Below are 15,514 nucleotides of genomic sequence, written 5' to 3'. Positions count from 1 at the left end.
CGGCACATCGCAATGAAAAAGGGAGGCCCGTGTGGCCTCCCTTTTTTATTCAAAAACTCCAACATCCCCTGTAGGAGTTGCCTGTAGATGTGGGACAATGCCCGCCACTTTTTGCCATACCTGAATCGATCACGCCCATGAACACCCCTCGTACCCCCAAACCCGCGCGTAAAAAGCCTGACACCGCGACCCCGGCCAAAGCCGTGGAGCCACGGGAGAAGGCCAGCCTGCATCCGCGCAATCGCCACCAGGGTCGTTACGACTTCCCGGCGCTGATCAAAAGCACGCCGGAGCTGGGAAAGTTCGTGATCATCAATCCGTACGGCAAGGAAAGCATCGACTTCGCCAGCCCGGAAGCCGTGCGGGTGTTCAATCGGGCGCTGCTCAAGGCGTTCTACGGCATTGCCCATTGGGATATTCCAGCCGACTACCTGTGCCCACCAGTGCCGGGGCGTGCCGATTACGTGCACTTCCTCGCCGACCTGCTGGCCAGCGGCAATGACGACGTGATTCCCCGTGGCGCCGCGGTGAAGGTGCTGGACGTGGGCACCGGCGCCAACTGCGTGTACCCGCTGATCGGCCATAGCGATTATCGCTGGCACTTCCTCGGCTCCGACATCGATGCCACCGCCATCGCCGCGGCCAAAACCATCATTGCGGCCAACGGCTTGAACAAGGCCATCCAGATTCGCCAGCAATCCAACCGCAAGCAGATTCTCCTGGGCTTGCTCGAGAGCGAGGAGCGGTTCGACCTGACGATGTGCAATCCGCCGTTCCACGCCTCCCTGGAGGAAGCCACGCGCGGCAGCAGCCGCAAATGGCGAGCGCTGGGCAAGGCCGATCCGAAGCGCAAACTGCCGGTGCTGAATTTCGGCGGTCAGGCGGCGGAATTGTGGTGCGAGGGCGGCGAGGTCCGCTTCGTTACGCAATTGATCAGCGAGAGCGCGCAGGTGGGGCAACAGGTGTTGTGGTTCAGCACCCTGGTATCGAAAGCCTCGAACCTGCCGGCGATGCAAACGGCACTGAAAAAGGCCGGTGCGTTGGAGAGCCGTGTAGTGGAAATGTCCCAGGGCCAGAAGCAAAGCCGCTTCGTGGCCTGGACCTTTCAGACCCCGGCACAGCAGCAGGTTTGGCGTGGACGTTGGGCGCAAAAATCCGAGAAATGATGCAGATCCCCTGTAGGAGCGAGCCTGCTCGCGATGGCGTTGGATCGGACACATCAATGTGCCTGTCAGACCGCTATCGCGAGCAGGCTCGCTCCTACAGTGGTTAGGGGAATGCTTGCGGGTCAATCGCTGAATCGCAGGCACAAAAAAACCGTGCCCGGATCGCTCCGGTGCACGGTTTTTTTCGCTGCGTCTTACTTGTTCACAGAGTCGGTCAGGGCTTTGGCCACAACCAGCTTGATCACTTTCTTGGCAGGGATTTCGATGGCAGCGCCGGTCGAAGGGTTACGGCCGGTACGGGCAGGACGCTCAGTCACTTTCAGTTTGCCGATGCCTGGCAGGGTGATTTCGCCGCCGTTTTCCAGCTGATCGGCAACGATTTGGCCCAGTTGGTCCAGAGCGTTACGCGCGGTGGTTTTTGGCGCGTCGATGGCTTCAGCGATGTCGGCGATCAGTTGGTCTTTAGTAAGAGCCATTTAGTGTTCCTTCCCTATCAAATTTCATATGGATTGCAGAGTGCAGTGTCAGCCATCGAGCCCGATCTTCTGGATCTGGCACCCTCGGCCATAACCGCGACGAGTCGGGTTATAGATGCCGAAATCAGGGTTTGGTTCGACCTGACATTTGCTGACTGCACGCTTAACGCAGTGACTTCGCGCAAGACCGGGCAAAACTAGCACAGAGACGGGGAAATATCCGCTTCCAGCTACCCGTTTGGTCAGCTTTATTGCTCTAAATCGGGAAAAAACAGCATAAGCGCCGTCGGTCGCCGCGCAATTGCCCTTCTTCCCCTATGTAGGAGCTGCCGAAGGCTGCGATCTTTTGATCTTGTTTTTAAAAGGCAAAGTCAAAAGATCGCAGCCTTCGGCAGCTCCTACAGGGGGCGTCTGCGTGTCATTGCGGTACACTGGGCGCTTTTTCGGGGAGCCCGCCCCGCTCTCTTCAACCAGCCGCTCCAACCAGCCGAGAAGCCCATGCCGATCCGTCATTGCATCGTCCACCTGATCGACAAAAAACCCGACGGCACACCCGCAGTTCTCCACGCTCGCGACTCTGAACTGGCCGAGTCCGCCGCCATCGAGAACATGCTTGCCGACCTCAATGAAAGCTACAACGCCAAACAGGGTAAAGCCTGGGGCCTGTTTCATCCGGAGTCCGGTGCCTTTCCATTCAGCGGCTGGCTGAAGGAATACCTCGAGGGTGGCCAGGACTTCACCGCCTTCAGCCGCGTGGCGGTGGAGCATCTGCAGAAGCTGATGGAAGAGTCGAACCTGTCGGTCGGTGGCCACGTGCTGTTCGCCCATTATCAGCAAGGCATGACCGACTACCTGGCCATCGCCCTGCTGCACCACAGTGAAGGCGTGGCGGTGACCGACGAACTGGACGTGACCCCGTCCCGTCACCTGGACCTGGGCCAGTTGCACCTGGCGGCGCGCATCAACGTCTCCGAGTGGCAGAACAACAAGCAATCCAAGCAGTACATTTCGTTCATCAAAGGCAAGAACGGCAAGAAGGTCTCGGAATATTTCCGCGACTTCATCGGCTGCCAGGAAGGCGTCGATGGTCCCGGCGAAACCCGCACCCTGCTCAAGGCTTTCAGTGACTTCGTCGAAAGCGAAGACCTGCCGGAAGACTCCGCCCGGGAGAAAACCAAGACCCTGGTGGATTACGCCAGCAGCCAGGCCAAGCTCGGCGAGCCCATGGGCCTGGAGGAGCTGTCGGAACTGATCGACGAAGAACGCCCGAAAGCCTTCTACGATCACATCCGCAACAAGGACTACGGCCTGTCGCCGGAGATCCCGGCCGATAAACGTACCCTGAACCAGTTCCGCCGCTTCACCGGCCGCGCCGAAGGCTTGTCGATCAGTTTCGAAGCGCACCTGCTGGGCTCGAAGATCGAGTACGACGAAGAAGCCGGCACCTTGATCATCAAAGGGTTGCCGACCTCGCTTACCGACCAGCTCAAGCGTCGCAACTGATGCTGGGCAATGTGCTGAAGAAATGCCTGCTGGTCTTGCTGGTGGTCGTGGTTTATCAGAACTGGGGCAAGATCGAGCGGGTGCTCAATCCCTCGCAAGTGGTGTCCGAGCAGACCCAGGCCACGGCCAAGGTCGTGCTCTACACCACCGAATGGTGCGGCTACTGCAAACAGACCCGGCGCTTTCTTGATCAGAAAGGCATTCCGTACAAGGAATTCGACATCGAGAAAGATGCCGAGGCGCGCAAGGCCTACCAGGCGCTGGGTGGTGGCGGGATTCCATTCTTCGATGTGAACGGGACGCTGATTCGCGGGTATGACCCGGATGCGATTCTGGCTGCGCTGAAGTAAACCATCCGGTTCACATTCCACTTGTGGCGAGGGAGCTTGCTCCCGCTGGGTTGCGAAGCGCCCCCAAAAGAGGGACTGCTGCGCAGTCCAGCGGGAGCAAGCTCCCTCGCCACAGGTGTGTGTTAGCGTGCTTCGATACGAAAACCCAATCGCGGAAAGTGCACATGCAGCACACCGACACGCGGATCTTCGCGGCGCAGGATCAGCTCTTCGCTGCCGACAAACAACAACTCCCCCGCCACCGGATCAACGCCATAGTCAGTGGCGGCGATCACCACTTGCTGACCCGCCTCGAAACCATTCGGCTCATCAAACACCTCATCCGGCAACGCAGCAGGCGTGGCATTACGCGCAACCTCAAGCGCCTCCTCCGAAATCATCTCACTCGACGCGCCATGACCGAAACCCAGAACCCGCGCCAACCATGCCGACACGGCCGGGTAGTTATCCACAAACGGCGCCGTCACCGGTGTGGCCTTGAGAAACCACAGTGGATGCGCCATGGCGAAGTCGGCAATCGAGGGTTCGCCAAACAGGTAGTCACCTTCCTCGCGCTGCAACTGCTGCTCCAGACGCGCCATGATGGTCGGCCATTGATGTTTGGCCTGCTCGGCGGACAATCGGCTGGCGCTGCCGCCACTGAACAATCCGGCACGATCCGCCAGAAATGCCTTGATCGCCTCCTGCGGCAAGCTGCCGAAACGCGCGGCGATCGATTCCGGCTGAAACACCAGGCTGACCGCATGCTGGAACACCACCGAATCGGCCCACGCGGCGAAGGTCGCGGCGATCATTTCCTGACCTTCCGGGAAGAACGCCGGCAGGGCTTTTTCCTGCTCCAGCCGGCGGGCGATCAATGCTGTATCGCAATAGATGTCCGCGCCGATCTGCAACACCGGCGTCTTGCGGTAGCCACCGGTCAGGGCTGTCAGGTCGGGTTTCGGCATCACCGGCGGGATCTTCACCGAGCGCCAGGACAAGCCTTTGAAGCCCAGCAGCAGCCTGGCCTTTTCGGCGAAGAGGGACGTCGGGTAATGATGAAGAATCAACTCGGACATGCTCGGCTCCGCCGCACTCAGAAGGGATCACCAGCTTAGCGCGCAATCGGTGGGCAGAATACGGATCTGCCTGATGGCAACCGATCAGTCAGATTGATAAGCCAGCGGCGGCACTGGCCACTAGGCATTCCTTGGCGCTCTTCCTGAGTTTTTTGATCAACCGTTCCTGACGCAACGCTTCGCTTTTGTCGCGGCAGGCCTCGGTATAAACCAGCGCCATGGCCGGGCTGGAGAGAAAGAAGCGCGCGCCTTTGCCGCTCTGGTGCTTGGCGAAGCGGCGCACGGGATCGTCGCTGATCCCGCAGTAGAGCGAACCATTGGCCGCGCGCACGAGGTAGACGAACCAGCGCTTGCTCACCGCAGGTTCGGCTTCGACAGGATTTTCGCTGTGGGTAGTCACTTGAGGATCAAGGCTTGAAAGAAACAGACCGCGATCTTATCAGCGACCGGCCTGAAATGCCTTCAACCCCTTCAGGGCCTGCGCGCGCACGGCGTTTCTCACCAGGGGTGTCCAGCCCAGCAGCAGCCCCTTGAATCCCAGGGCCTGACGCGACCAGGCCCACAGATCAAAGCGGTCGTGATGCTCGCAGATCTTGCCGTCGCGGAAGACGAAGCGCGCCTGAATGTCGTTGACCACGACGTTGCCGGTCTGGCTGAACAGATAGGTCGCCACCCAATGGGCGCCACCGGTGCGTTCATCGCTGCGCACGTTGTCGAAGGTCAGGGAGAAATCCTTGGCGCGAGTGGTGAGCATGCGCCACATGTCGCCCGCATCTCGGCCACGCAGCTCGCCGAACGCCGGATCGCTGAACACCACGTCGTCGGTATAGCAAGCGGCCATGGCCTCGGCATCCAGCCGCTGGAAGGCCTCGTAGAAACGGGTGATCACGGCGCTGTGGGCTTCACTCATGGGCAGACTCCCTGTTGTGCGGATTGGCATCGAAAGATGCCCTGCACGATAGTCTGCAAACTCACGCAAGACCACTGGCATTCGTGGGCCGAATGCCAGCAGTGCGAGATATTCAGATTTTTTCGCTTTGAACCTGAACGTACAGGGCTCGTCCGGCGCCGAGCCCGGCGATGATCGCACCGATGCCGATCACACCGAAGATCCAGCCCACGGCGTTCCAGCCGCCAGTCCAGTCATGCACGATACCCACCGCGAACGGCCCCATGGAGGCCAGGGTGTAACCGAAGCCCTGGGCCATGCTCGACAGGTTGGCCGCGACGTGGGAATCGCGCGAGCGCAGCACGATCAGGGTCAGTGCCAGGCTGAAGGTTGCGCCCTGCCCCAGACCGAGCAGAATCGCCCAGCCCCACAGGCCTTCGATCGGTGCGTAAAGGCAACCGAACAGGCCGCCAAGGGTCATCACCATCACGATGACGATGGCCGGGCGTTGATCCTTGCCGCGGGTCGCCAGCCACGGTGCAGCCAGTGAACTGGCCAGTTGCACGATCACGGAGCCGGAGAGCACCAGGCCGGCCTGGGTGGGCGTCAATCCGCGCCCGATGAGGATCGACGGCAACCAGCCGAACACGATGTACGCCAGGGACGATTGCAGGCCCATGTACAGGGTCACTTGCCAGGCCAAAGGGTCCCGCAACAAGCCGCGAACCCTGTAGGCAACGTGATGCGAGCCGTGTTTTTGCCCGATTTGCGGCAACCAGAACAGCGCCGCGACCAGCGCCGGAATCACCCAGAAACCGAGACCCAAGGTCCAGCTTTTGTCGAAGTGCTCGCTGAGCGGCACAGTCGCACCCGCCGCCATCGCCGCGCCCAGGCACAGGGCCATGGTGTAGACGCCGGTCATGGTGCCGGCCTGTTTGGCGAAATCGCGTTTGACGATGCCCGGCAGCAACACACCGATCACGCCGATGCTCGCGCCGGCCAGCACACTGCCGGCGAACAGGCCGATTTCACCGAACGAACTGCGCAGGATTATCCCGCCAGCGAGGGTCAAAAGAATGCCCAGTACCACCCGTTCGGCACCGAAACGTCGGGCCAGAATCGGTGCCAGTGGCGCAAAAAGCCCCAGACACAGCACCGGCAATGTCGTCAGCAAACCGGCCTGGGACGCCGATAACCCAAGGCTTTTCGACACCTCGCTGAGCATCGGCGCCATGCTCGACAGCGCCGGACGCAGGTTCAGCGCCACCAGGATCAAACCCAGCAGCAACAACCACGGCCGCCGCAGAACCGGATGACTTTGCTGGACCTGTTCATCGTCGGCTTCGGCGTCGATCAGCAGCTCTTCGAGCTCCGCCTTGCGTTTGGCTTCGGTGATCTGGCTGCTGGACATGGCGTTCTCGGCTTCAAGGTTCATTGATCAACTGCCTCGACAAGGCTTTGGCCCGTTCCGGGTCGCGTTGCTCGACAGCGTCGAGCAGCTCGACATGCAGGTCGAACACTTCCTGGCGGCGCGGGGTGATGTTCAGGCAATGCCGCAACTGGGCGCCGACGACACTGGAGAAATAGCGATACAACTCGCTGAGGGTCGGGTTGTGCGCGGCGTCCACCAGGCGACGGTGGAACACCAGGTCGCAGGCGATGTAGGTATCGAGATCGCCGTGATAGTGGCTGCCGCTGACACCCAGCGCCTCACGCAAGGCCACCAGGTCTTCCTCGGTGCGGCGCGTTGCCGCCAGGCCGATCGCCTCGACCTCAAGAATGTGTCGGGTTTCGCGGGCCTGTTCGAGGGAGCACTGCGACAGCACCTTCAGGGTGTCCAGCGGATCGACCACCGCCCGCAAGTAACTGCCGTCGCCCTGGCGGATTTCGATCAACCCGGAAAACGCCAGCACCCGCATCGCTTCGCGCACGGTGTTGCGGCTGATGCCCAGCTCGGCGGACAACTCGGGTTCGGTGGGCAGGCGCTGGCCGACGACCCACACGCCCTGGTTGATGCGCTGACGCAACTGATCCAGGGCCTGATCGACCAGGGATCGTTTCACTAATGGAAAAATGTCTGACATGGAATTCGCCCTTTCATCCAATCATAGGATGAATTTTCTGACATGTTAGTCAGCTTCGTGTAGGACGGCAACCGCCTACGGTCAGAGAGCGGAAAAAGGAGCGGGATTTTCGATTGGTCAAAATTACCCTTTAAGGGTAATTTTAGGGATAAGGTTTACGGTTTCTTATGGAGAAGAGCACACCCCATTACGACTTGGCGGTGATCAAGGCGGACGTCAGGCGACTTGGCCGCAAAGCATTCACCACCACTGCTAAAAACAGCGGCAGGACCCTCGGTTTGAACCTCATACAGATGCAAGAGGTCGTTTTCGAGCTCCAAGGAAAGATGCTGTACAAGTCGATGACCACTTATCACGATCATCGCGTCTGGCAGGACGTGTATCACATCAATTCATACGGTATGGAGATTTACATCAAGGTGACGTATCGCCCCGGCGGTGGTCCGCCAGTAATCTCCTTCAAGGAGAAGTCCCAATGAAAACCCAGCAGTGTTTCAGCTGTGGAGCCAGAGAAGGAATGCGGCATTTCGAGGGTCGCAGTGAAACCATGAGCGTCAACGGAATGGAACGACGCGTGGATGATTTGTCTGGCTGGGAATGCCAGATGTGCGGGGAAGTCGAATTGGACGACTGTTGTTCAGACCGACATTCGAAGGCAGGTGACGAACTGGTCATGGCAGCCAGGCAGATGATCGGCGAGGAGATGAAACGAATCCGCCGTAAACTGCATCTGACGCAAAAAGACGCGGTGCAACTACTGTCCGGCGGCGGGCACAACGCGTTTTCCCGCTACGAACGTGGTGAGGTACTTCCTCCGAAAACACTGGTGTTGCTGATGCGCCTGCTTGATCGCTATCCGTATTTACTCGCCGATGCAAAATCACTCGGTGAAGGCGCAGATTTAAGGGGCTTCACGCATACGGTGCATAAAGAGCACGAGACCCTAACTGCTTCGTAACCCCACAGTAGAAAAAACAAACCCGGCACAAGGCCGGGTTTGTTTTTGGTGTCAGTCTGGCATCAATGCAGGATCTGGCTCAGGAACAGCTTGGTGCGCTCGTTCTGCGGGTGGTCGAAGAAGTCGTTCGGCGCGGCCTGTTCGACGATTTCACCCTTGTCCATGAAGATCACGCGGTTGGCCACGGTACGCGCAAAGCCCATTTCGTGGGTTACGCAGAGCATGGTCATGCCGTCTTCGGCCAGGCCGATCATGGTGTCCAGAACCTCTTTCACCATCTCGGGGTCGAGCGCCGAAGTCGGTTCGTCGAACAGCATGATTTTCGGTTTCATGCACAGCGCACGGGCAATCGCCACGCGCTGTTGCTGGCCGCCGGACAGTTGCCCCGGGTACTTGTGCGCCTGCTCCGGAATGCGTACGCGTTCCAGGTAGTGCATGGCGATTTCCTCGGCCTTGCGCTTAGGCATCTTGCGCACCCACATCGGCGCCAGGGTGCAGTTCTGCAGGATGGTCAGGTGCGGGAACAGGTTGAAATGCTGGAACACCATGCCGACTTCACGGCGGATCGCTTCGATCTGCTTGAGGTCGTTGGTCAGTTCCACGCCATCGACCACGATGCGCCCCTGCTGGTGCTCTTCCAGGCGGTTGAGGCAGCGGATGGTGGTGGACTTGCCGGAACCCGACGGGCCGCACAGGACGATACGCTCGCCCTGCTTCACGTTGAGGTTGATGTCTTTCAACACGTGGAACTGGCCGTACCACTTGTTCACGCCCTGCATCTGAATAATGCCTTCAGGGCCCACAGGCTGTTTGATTGCTTCGCTCATCGGAAAACTTCCTAAATTAGGTAGCGACTTAGCGCTTGTGGCCTGTGTCCAGCTTGCGTTCCAAATGCATGGAGTAGCGGGACATACCAAAACAGAAAATCCAGAACACCAGGGCAGCGAACACGTAGCCTTCGGTGGCCATGCCCAGCCATTTCGGATCGGCGGCGGCTTGCTTGACGCTGTTGAGCAGGTCGAACAGGCCGATGATGATCACAAGGCTGGTGTCCTTGAACAGCGCGATGAACGTGTTGACGATGCCGGGGATCACCAGCTTCAGGGCTTGCGGCAGGATCACCAGGCCCATGCTGCGCCAGTAACCCAGGCCCATCGCCGCGGCCGCTTCGTACTGACCTTTGGGGATCGCCTGCAGACCGCCGCGCACCACTTCGGCCACGTAGGCCGACTGGAACATGATCACGCCGATCAGTGCCCGCAGCAGCTTGTCGAAGTTCATGCCCTCTGGCAGGAACAGCGGCAGCATCACCGAGGACATGAACAGCACCGTGATCAACGGCACGCCGCGCCAGAATTCGATGAAGGTCACGCAGACCACACGAATCGCCGGCATGTTCGAACGACGACCCAGCGCCAGGACGATCCCCAGCGGCAACGCGCCGGCGATGCCGACGGTGGCGATCACCAGGGTCAGCATCAGGCCGCCCCACTGGCTGGTCGCCACTTGAGTGATGCCGAAGACGCCGCCGTGCAACAGGCACCAGGCAATGATCGGGTAGATCACCAGGAAGCTCAGGCCATACACCGCTTTACGCGGGAAGCGCGAGATGAACAGCGGTGCCGCGCCGAGGACCGCCAGCCACACGGTCAGGTCCACGCGCCAGCGCAGTTCCGGCGGGTAGTAACCGTACATGAACTGGCCAAAACGCTGCTGGATGAACACCCAGCAGGCGCCTTCCTTGGTGCAGTCGGCGCGGGTGGTGCCAACCCAGTTGGCGTCGAGAATCGCCCAGTGAATGATTGGTGGGACCACCAGGTAGATCAGGTAGAACGCGAACAGGGTCAGCAGGGTATTGAGCCAGCTGGAGAACATGTTCGCGCGCATCCACGCCACCACGCCGATGCTACTGCTCGGTGGGGGCATGTCGGGTTTGAATGTATGAGTGCTCATGCGCTTTTCCTTACCGCTCGATCAGCGCAATGCGCTTGTTGTACCAGTTCATCAGCAGGGAAATGCTGATACTGATCGCCAGGTACACGCTCATGGTGATCGCAATCACCTCGATCGCCTGGCCGGTCTGGTTCAGCACGGTCCCGGCAAACAGCGAAACCATTTCCGGATAACCGATACCGGCGGCCAGAGAGGAGTTTTTCACCAGGTTCAGGTATTGGCTGGTCAGCGGCGGAATGATCACGCGCAGGGCTTGCGGGATGATCACCTTGCGCAGGGTCGGACCGTTGCGCAGGCCCAGCGAGTGCGCCGCTTCGGTCTGGCCGTGGCTGACCGACTTGATGCCCGAACGCACGATCTCGGCGATGAACGCCGCGGTGTACACGGTCAGCGCCAGGGTCAGCGCCAGCAGTTCCGGGATCAGTACCCAGCCACCGACGAAGTTGAAACCCTTGAGCACCGGCATTTCCCAGTGCACAGGCGCACCGAAGATCAGGATGCACAGCGCCGGGATCACCAGGAATATGGCAAGGCCAGTCCAGAACTTGTGGAACGGCTCGCCCGTTTCCTCGAAGCGCTTGGTCGCCCAGCGGCTCATCAGCACGATGGCAACGATGGCCACGACGACACTGGCCACGAACGGCCAGAAACCCTCGGCCATCAGCGCGGCCGGCATGTTCAGACCACGGCTGCTGACAAAGAAGGTATCGCCGAAGTTATGGCTGTTGCGCGGACCCGGCATGGTCAGGAACACCGCGAAATACCAGAACAGGATCTGCAGCAGCGGCGGGATGTTACGGAAAACCTCCACATACACTGTCGCCAGTTTGGCGATGATCCAGTTCTTCGACAGTCGGGCCACGCCGATGATGAAGCCGAGGATGGTCGCCAGAACCACGCCGATGAAGCTCACCAGCAAGGTATTGAGCAGGCCGATGACAAACACGCGCGAATAGCTGTCCGCTTCGGTGTAGTTGATCAGGTGTTGAGCGATGCCGAAACCGGCACTGCGCTCCAGAAAGTCGAAACCGGAGGTGATGCCCCGGTGCTGAAGGTTGGTCTGCGTGTTATCGAACAGGTACCAGCCCATCGAGACCACCGCGACAATGGTGATGATCTGGAAAAGCCACGCACGCACTTTAGGATCGCTGAGGCTGAGCCTCTGCTTTGGTGCGCCGATTGAATTTTGCATGAAGTGCCCCGGAAATAATGGAACAGAACATCACCCGGCAGTTGGCCTGCCGGGTGATAGAACCATCAGCGCACTGGTGGTGCGTATTGGATGCCGCCGTTGTTCCACAGCGCGTTCAGGCCGCGGTCGATTTCCAGCGGGGTGTTCTTGCCGAGGTTTTTCTCGAACACTTCACCGTAGTTGCCGACCTGCTTGACGATCTGCACAACCCAGTCTTTCTTCACTTTCAGGTCTTTGCCGTATTCACCGTCGGCACCCAGCAGACGAGCGACGTCCGGGTTCTTGGTGGACTTGGCGTCGGCTTCGACAGTCTTCGAAGTCACACCTGCCTCTTCAGCGTTGAGCATGGCGTAGCCAACCCAGCGCACGATGGCCAGCCACTCGTCGTCGCCGTTACGCACGACCGGGCCCAGTGGTTCCTTGGAAATGGTTTCCGGCAGAACGACATAGTCCTTCGGCGCGGCCAGCTTGCTGCGCTGGGCGAACAGCTGGGATTTGTCGGAGGTCAGCACGTCGCAACGACCGGATTCCAGCGACTTGGCGCTTTCATCGGAGGTGTCGAAAGTGATCGGGGTGTATTTCAGGCCGTTGGCGCGGAAGTAGTCCGAAACGTTCAGCTCGGTGGTGGTACCGGCCTGGATGCAGATGGTTGCGCCATCCAGCTCTTTGGCGCTCTTCACGCCCAGCTTGTTGTTGGCCAGGAAGCCGATGCCGTCGTAGTAGGTAATGAAGCCCGGGAATTTCAGGCCCATGCCAGCGTCACGGGAGCTGGTCATGGTGGTGTTGCGCGACAGGATGTCGATTTCGCCCGACTGCAGCGCGGTGAAGCGCTCTTTGGCGTTCAACTGACTGAACTTGACCTTGGTCGCATCGCCGAATACGGCAGCGGCCACAGCGCGGCAGTAGTCAGCATCGATACCCACGATCTTGCCGGTGGAGTCCGGAACCGAGAAGCCTGGCAGACCATCGCTGACGCCACACTGCACGAAACCTTTCTTCTGCACTGCATCCAGGGTTGCACCCGCCTGAGCGAACCCGCTGACACCGAGAACTGTTGCTGCAGTCACGATGGCCAGGGTGGATTTCAACATCTTCATTCAAACCTCCAGTTTTGCTCTTGTTGTGTCGGAGCGTGAGTCCTGCCGCACCCTTTTGAGGCGTTGTTGACCCGAGTTGGCTTGTTGTGGGGTCAACCGACGTAGAGACCGTAGCTATGAGTCTAGTAGGAGAAAATCCACATAATGGACAACTCACTTCTCACCAATCGGCCGAACGGGCTGTAGCCCTTTCACGTTCGCGAAGCCCGTAGCGGCCACTGGCGAACATCCATCACCGGATTTTTGCTATCCCACTGTCAGAAATGGCCTGATAGTGTTACCGATTGACGTGGGATCTTTCGTACGGCTTCCCTATAGCAAAGCCCGTACCACACCAGTCGCTTAAGCGGTTAAGCGACAGGTCAATAGCAAAACTTGTAACCTTGCGACATCTTCGTAACTGATCAACCAGACGCGCACTCAGCCCCCGCACTCAATGAGAGCGCACGCACACAATTGGAGCAGACATGACCGAGCCCTTGATTCTTCACCCCGCCAGGACAGAAGACGCCTGCGTCATCTGGCTGCACGGCCTGGGCGCCGATCGCTACGACTTCCTGCCAGTGGCCGAAGCCCTGCAGGAAAGCCTGACCACCACCCGCTTCGTACTGCCCCAGGCACCGACCCGCGCCGTGACCATCAACGGTGGCTACGAGATGCCGAGCTGGTACGACATATTGGCCATGAGCCCGGCGCGGGCGATCGACCGCGATCAGCTGGAAGCCTCCGCTGATCGCATCATCGAATTGATCGAACAGCAGCGAGCCAGCGGAATAGACGCGTCGCGGATTTTCCTTGCGGGCTTTTCCCAGGGCGGCGCCGTGGTTTTACACACCGCGTTTGTGAAATGGCAGGGCCCGCTGGGTGGCGTACTTGCCCTATCGACCTATGCACCGACCTTCAGCGATGACCTTGAACTGTCCGCCAGCCAGCAGCGCATTCCGGTCCTGTCGCTGCATGGCCAGTACGATGACGTGGTGCAAAACTCGATGGGGCGTACCGCTTACGAGTACCTCAAGCAGCATGGTGTCACCGTGACATGGCAGGAGTACCCAATGGCCCACGAAGTGTTACCCGAGGAAATTCGCGACATCGGTGTTTGGCTTGCTGAACGTTTGCGTTAAGTGTTTTACCGGCATTTTTTTGTTTAAAAGCGCCCTTTGATCCATCCCACTACGCCGCGCCCGTTTCTTGCATTACACTGGCCGGCGTACATTCCTTAACCAATTGATGAGATGACCGTGCTCAAAGCACTCAAGAAAATGTTCGGTAAAAGCGAGACCGAACAACTCGCGCCAGCCCCCAGCGCTCCGTCTCACCAGCCCAGCCACCGCACCGACGGTAATCAGCCTGGCCGGACCGCTCCCATAGCGGCACCGCAAGACGAGCCGCAACCTGCGCCAGCGGCTCAGCCCGCAGCCACCACGGCCTCCGGACAGCCACGCAGCGAAACGCCAAAACCTGCCAAACCACGCCGCGAACCGAAGCCAAAAGCGCCGGTTATCCCGTGGAAGCTCGAGGATTTCGTCGTCGAGCCTCAGGAAGGCAAGACCCGTTTCCACGATTTCAAGCTCGCCCCCGAACTGATGCACGCCATCCAGGACCTGGGCTTTCCTTATTGCACGCCGATCCAGGCACAGGTGCTGGGCTTCACCCTCGCCGGCAAGGACGCGATCGGTCGCGCCCAGACCGGCACCGGCAAGACCGCCGCCTTCCTGATTTCGATCATCACCCAACTGCTGCAGACCCCGCCGCCAAAAGAGCGCTACATGGGCGAGCCGCGGGCGCTGATCATCGCCCCGACCCGGGAACTGGTGGTACAGATCGCCAAGGATGCCGCGGACCTGACCAAATACACCGGCCTCAACGTCATGACGTTCGTCGGCGGCATGGACTTCGACAAGCAGCTCAAAAACCTCGAAGCCCGTCACTGCGACATCCTCGTGGCCACGCCGGGCCGCCTGCTGGACTTCAACCAGCGCGGCGACGTGCATCTGGACATGGTCGAAGTGATGGTGCTGGACGAAGCCGACCGCATGCTCGACATGGGCTTCATCCCGCAGGTGCGCCAGATCATTCGCCAGACGCCGCCGAAGTCCGAGCGCCAGACCCTGCTGTTCTCGGCGACCTTCACCGAAGATGTGATGAACCTGGCCAAGCAGTGGACCACCGATCCTGCCATCGTCGAAATCGAAGCCACCAATGTGGCCAGCGACAACGTCGAGCAGCACATCTATGCCGTGGCCGGCGCCGACAAATACAAACTGCTCTACAACCTGGTCAACGACAACGGTTGGGAGCGGGTGATCGTGTTCGCCAACCGCAAGGATGAAGTGCGACGCATCGAAGAACGCCTGGTGCGCGATGGCATCAACGCCGCGCAACTGTCTGGCGACGTGCCGCAACACAAGCGCATCAAGACCCTGGAAGGTTTCCGCGAAGGCAAGATTCGCGTGCTGGTGGCCACCGATGTGGCCGGTCGTGGAATCCACATCGACGGCATCAGCCACGTGATCAACTTCACCCTGCCGGAAGTACCGGACGACTACGTGCACCGCATCGGCCGTACCGGTCGCGCGGGCGCCGACGGCGTGTCCATCAGCTTTGCCGGTGAAGACGACTCCTACCAGCTACCGTCCATCGAGGCGATGCTGGGCAAGAAGATCAACTGTGAAACACCACCGACGCATCTGTTGCGCGCGGTTGAGCGCAAACGTCCGTAACGGACGAGATGCTGAAAGAGGCGCAGCCGGCAACGGACTGCGCTTTTTTTTCGCCCGGCTTTTTG

At 59.8% G+C, this 15,514-nt stretch carries 17 protein-coding genes; 7 read left to right on the top strand and 10 right to left on the bottom strand.

The window, feature by feature from the left end; translation table 11 throughout:
- The first annotated feature begins 137 nt into the window (after positions 1-137).
- Positions 138-1,166: a 23S rRNA (adenine(1618)-N(6))-methyltransferase RlmF gene (gene rlmF, locus ABTV29_RS05195; RefSeq protein WP_433769125.1), complete on the top strand. Its 1,029-nt coding sequence runs from the start codon at positions 138-140 to the stop codon at positions 1,164-1,166.
- 194 nt (positions 1,167-1,360) lie between these two features.
- On the opposite strand, the gene ABTV29_RS05190 is transcribed toward rlmF, so the two are convergent.
- Entirely contained in the window at positions 1,361-1,642 is a 282-nt protein-coding gene (locus ABTV29_RS05190; protein WP_110964745.1) for an HU family DNA-binding protein, read from the bottom strand.
- Positions 1,643-2,140: 498 nt separating this feature from the next.
- On the opposite strand from ABTV29_RS05190, the gene yejK reads away from it, so the two are divergent.
- Both yejK and ABTV29_RS05180 read left to right on the top strand, forming a co-directional pair.
- A complete protein-coding gene (gene yejK / locus ABTV29_RS05185; protein ID WP_433769124.1) occupies positions 2,141-3,145 on the top strand; it encodes a nucleoid-associated protein YejK in 1,005 nt (334 codons plus the stop codon).
- Positions 3,145-3,495: a glutaredoxin family protein gene (locus tag ABTV29_RS05180; protein ID WP_433769123.1), complete on the top strand. Its 351-nt coding sequence runs from the start codon at positions 3,145-3,147 to the stop codon at positions 3,493-3,495. The genes yejK and ABTV29_RS05180 overlap by 1 nt, the downstream gene beginning before the upstream one ends.
- A gap of 122 nt (positions 3,496-3,617) precedes the next feature.
- Here the strand turns inward: ABTV29_RS05180 and ABTV29_RS05175 are convergent, their stop codons facing one another.
- The 5 genes from ABTV29_RS05175 to ABTV29_RS05155 all read right to left on the bottom strand — a co-directional run bounded on the left by ABTV29_RS05175 (position 3,618) and on the right by ABTV29_RS05155 (position 7,526).
- Positions 3,618-4,553 (bottom strand): glutathione S-transferase family protein, encoded by a 936-nt coding sequence (locus ABTV29_RS05175; RefSeq protein ID WP_433769122.1) that lies wholly within the window; start codon positions 4,551-4,553, stop codon positions 3,618-3,620.
- A gap of 88 nt (positions 4,554-4,641) precedes the next feature.
- On the bottom strand, positions 4,642-4,953 hold the full coding sequence (locus ABTV29_RS05170; protein ID WP_433769121.1) for a GIY-YIG nuclease family protein: 312 nt from the start codon (positions 4,951-4,953) through the stop codon (positions 4,642-4,644).
- 39 nt (positions 4,954-4,992) lie between these two features.
- Positions 4,993-5,463, bottom strand: coding sequence for a nuclear transport factor 2 family protein (locus ABTV29_RS05165; RefSeq protein ID WP_433769120.1), 471 nt, complete (start codon positions 5,461-5,463; stop codon positions 4,993-4,995).
- 112 nt (positions 5,464-5,575) lie between these two features.
- Entirely contained in the window at positions 5,576-6,877 is a 1,302-nt protein-coding gene (locus ABTV29_RS05160) for a CynX/NimT family MFS transporter (RefSeq protein ID WP_433769119.1), read from the bottom strand.
- Positions 6,867-7,526 carry a FadR/GntR family transcriptional regulator gene (locus tag ABTV29_RS05155; RefSeq protein ID WP_433769118.1) on the bottom strand — a complete coding sequence of 220 codons (660 nt, stop codon included), beginning with the start codon at positions 7,524-7,526 and terminating at the stop codon, positions 6,867-6,869. The genes ABTV29_RS05160 and ABTV29_RS05155 overlap by 11 nt, the downstream gene beginning before the upstream one ends.
- A gap of 167 nt (positions 7,527-7,693) precedes the next feature.
- Here ABTV29_RS05155 and ABTV29_RS05150 point away from each other — a divergent pair, with 167 nt between their 5' ends.
- On the top strand, positions 7,694-8,005 hold the full coding sequence (locus ABTV29_RS05150) for a type II toxin-antitoxin system MqsR family toxin (protein WP_433769117.1): 312 nt from the start codon (positions 7,694-7,696) through the stop codon (positions 8,003-8,005).
- The gene (locus tag ABTV29_RS05145; RefSeq protein WP_433769116.1) at positions 8,002-8,484 is read left to right on the top strand and encodes a type II toxin-antitoxin system MqsA family antitoxin; all 483 of its coding nucleotides are present in this window, start codon (positions 8,002-8,004) and stop codon (positions 8,482-8,484) included. The genes ABTV29_RS05150 and ABTV29_RS05145 overlap by 4 nt, the downstream gene beginning before the upstream one ends.
- A gap of 62 nt (positions 8,485-8,546) precedes the next feature.
- Here ABTV29_RS05145 and ABTV29_RS05140 read toward each other — a convergent pair whose 3' ends face one another.
- The 4 genes from ABTV29_RS05140 to ABTV29_RS05125 form a co-directional block, all read right to left on the bottom strand.
- Positions 8,547-9,311, bottom strand: coding sequence for an amino acid ABC transporter ATP-binding protein (locus ABTV29_RS05140; protein WP_433769115.1), 765 nt, complete (start codon positions 9,309-9,311; stop codon positions 8,547-8,549).
- Between the two features lie 28 nt (positions 9,312-9,339).
- The gene (locus tag ABTV29_RS05135; RefSeq protein WP_433769114.1) at positions 9,340-10,437 is read right to left on the bottom strand and encodes an amino acid ABC transporter permease; all 1,098 of its coding nucleotides are present in this window, start codon (positions 10,435-10,437) and stop codon (positions 9,340-9,342) included.
- A 10-nt stretch (positions 10,438-10,447) separates the two neighbouring features.
- The gene (locus tag ABTV29_RS05130) at positions 10,448-11,629 is read right to left on the bottom strand and encodes an amino acid ABC transporter permease (RefSeq protein WP_433769113.1); all 1,182 of its coding nucleotides are present in this window, start codon (positions 11,627-11,629) and stop codon (positions 10,448-10,450) included.
- 65 nt (positions 11,630-11,694) lie between these two features.
- Positions 11,695-12,726 carry an amino acid ABC transporter substrate-binding protein gene (locus ABTV29_RS05125; protein WP_433769112.1) on the bottom strand — a complete coding sequence of 344 codons (1,032 nt, stop codon included), beginning with the start codon at positions 12,724-12,726 and terminating at the stop codon, positions 11,695-11,697.
- Positions 12,727-13,193: 467 nt separating this feature from the next.
- On the opposite strand from ABTV29_RS05125, the gene ABTV29_RS05120 reads away from it, so the two are divergent.
- A complete protein-coding gene (locus ABTV29_RS05120; protein WP_433769111.1) occupies positions 13,194-13,850 on the top strand; it encodes an alpha/beta hydrolase in 657 nt (218 codons plus the stop codon).
- A 111-nt stretch (positions 13,851-13,961) separates the two neighbouring features.
- The gene (gene rhlB, locus ABTV29_RS05115; protein ID WP_433769110.1) at positions 13,962-15,449 is read left to right on the top strand and encodes an ATP-dependent RNA helicase RhlB; all 1,488 of its coding nucleotides are present in this window, start codon (positions 13,962-13,964) and stop codon (positions 15,447-15,449) included.
- Positions 15,450-15,514: the final 65 nt, after the last annotated feature.

The organism is Pseudomonas putida (assembly GCF_050989985.1).
Lineage (GTDB): Bacteria > Pseudomonadota > Gammaproteobacteria > Pseudomonadales > Pseudomonadaceae > Aquipseudomonas > Aquipseudomonas putida_AI.
The sequence above is the reverse complement of the archived record's forward strand: the minus strand, read 5'-3'. Positions and strand labels throughout refer to the sequence as shown.

What these genes read in the sequence shown, in the direction of transcription:
- rlmF (WP_433769125.1), top strand. Translation starts at nt 138, where the DNA reads ATGAACACCCCTCGTACCCCCAAACCCGCGCGTAAAAAGCCTGACACC.
- ABTV29_RS05190 (WP_110964745.1), bottom strand. Translation starts at nt 1,642, where the DNA reads ATGGCTCTTACTAAAGACCAACTGATCGCCGACATCGCTGAAGCCATC.
- yejK (WP_433769124.1), top strand. Translation starts at nt 2,141, where the DNA reads ATGCCGATCCGTCATTGCATCGTCCACCTGATCGACAAAAAACCCGAC.
- ABTV29_RS05180 (WP_433769123.1), top strand. Translation starts at nt 3,145, where the DNA reads ATGCTGGGCAATGTGCTGAAGAAATGCCTGCTGGTCTTGCTGGTGGTC.
- ABTV29_RS05175 (WP_433769122.1), bottom strand. Translation starts at nt 4,553, where the DNA reads ATGTCCGAGTTGATTCTTCATCATTACCCGACGTCCCTCTTCGCCGAA.
- ABTV29_RS05165 (WP_433769120.1), bottom strand. Translation starts at nt 5,463, where the DNA reads ATGAGTGAAGCCCACAGCGCCGTGATCACCCGTTTCTACGAGGCCTTC.
- ABTV29_RS05160 (WP_433769119.1), bottom strand. Translation starts at nt 6,877, where the DNA reads ATGAACCTTGAAGCCGAGAACGCCATGTCCAGCAGCCAGATCACCGAA.
- ABTV29_RS05155 (WP_433769118.1), bottom strand. Translation starts at nt 7,526, where the DNA reads ATGTCAGACATTTTTCCATTAGTGAAACGATCCCTGGTCGATCAGGCC.
- ABTV29_RS05150 (WP_433769117.1), top strand. Translation starts at nt 7,694, where the DNA reads ATGGAGAAGAGCACACCCCATTACGACTTGGCGGTGATCAAGGCGGAC.
- ABTV29_RS05145 (WP_433769116.1), top strand. Translation starts at nt 8,002, where the DNA reads ATGAAAACCCAGCAGTGTTTCAGCTGTGGAGCCAGAGAAGGAATGCGG.
- ABTV29_RS05140 (WP_433769115.1), bottom strand. Translation starts at nt 9,311, where the DNA reads ATGAGCGAAGCAATCAAACAGCCTGTGGGCCCTGAAGGCATTATTCAG.
- ABTV29_RS05135 (WP_433769114.1), bottom strand. Translation starts at nt 10,437, where the DNA reads ATGAGCACTCATACATTCAAACCCGACATGCCCCCACCGAGCAGTAGC.
- ABTV29_RS05130 (WP_433769113.1), bottom strand. Translation starts at nt 11,629, where the DNA reads ATGCAAAATTCAATCGGCGCACCAAAGCAGAGGCTCAGCCTCAGCGAT.
- ABTV29_RS05125 (WP_433769112.1), bottom strand. Translation starts at nt 12,726, where the DNA reads ATGAAGATGTTGAAATCCACCCTGGCCATCGTGACTGCAGCAACAGTT.
- ABTV29_RS05120 (WP_433769111.1), top strand. Translation starts at nt 13,194, where the DNA reads ATGACCGAGCCCTTGATTCTTCACCCCGCCAGGACAGAAGACGCCTGC.
- rhlB (WP_433769110.1), top strand. Translation starts at nt 13,962, where the DNA reads ATGACCGTGCTCAAAGCACTCAAGAAAATGTTCGGTAAAAGCGAGACC.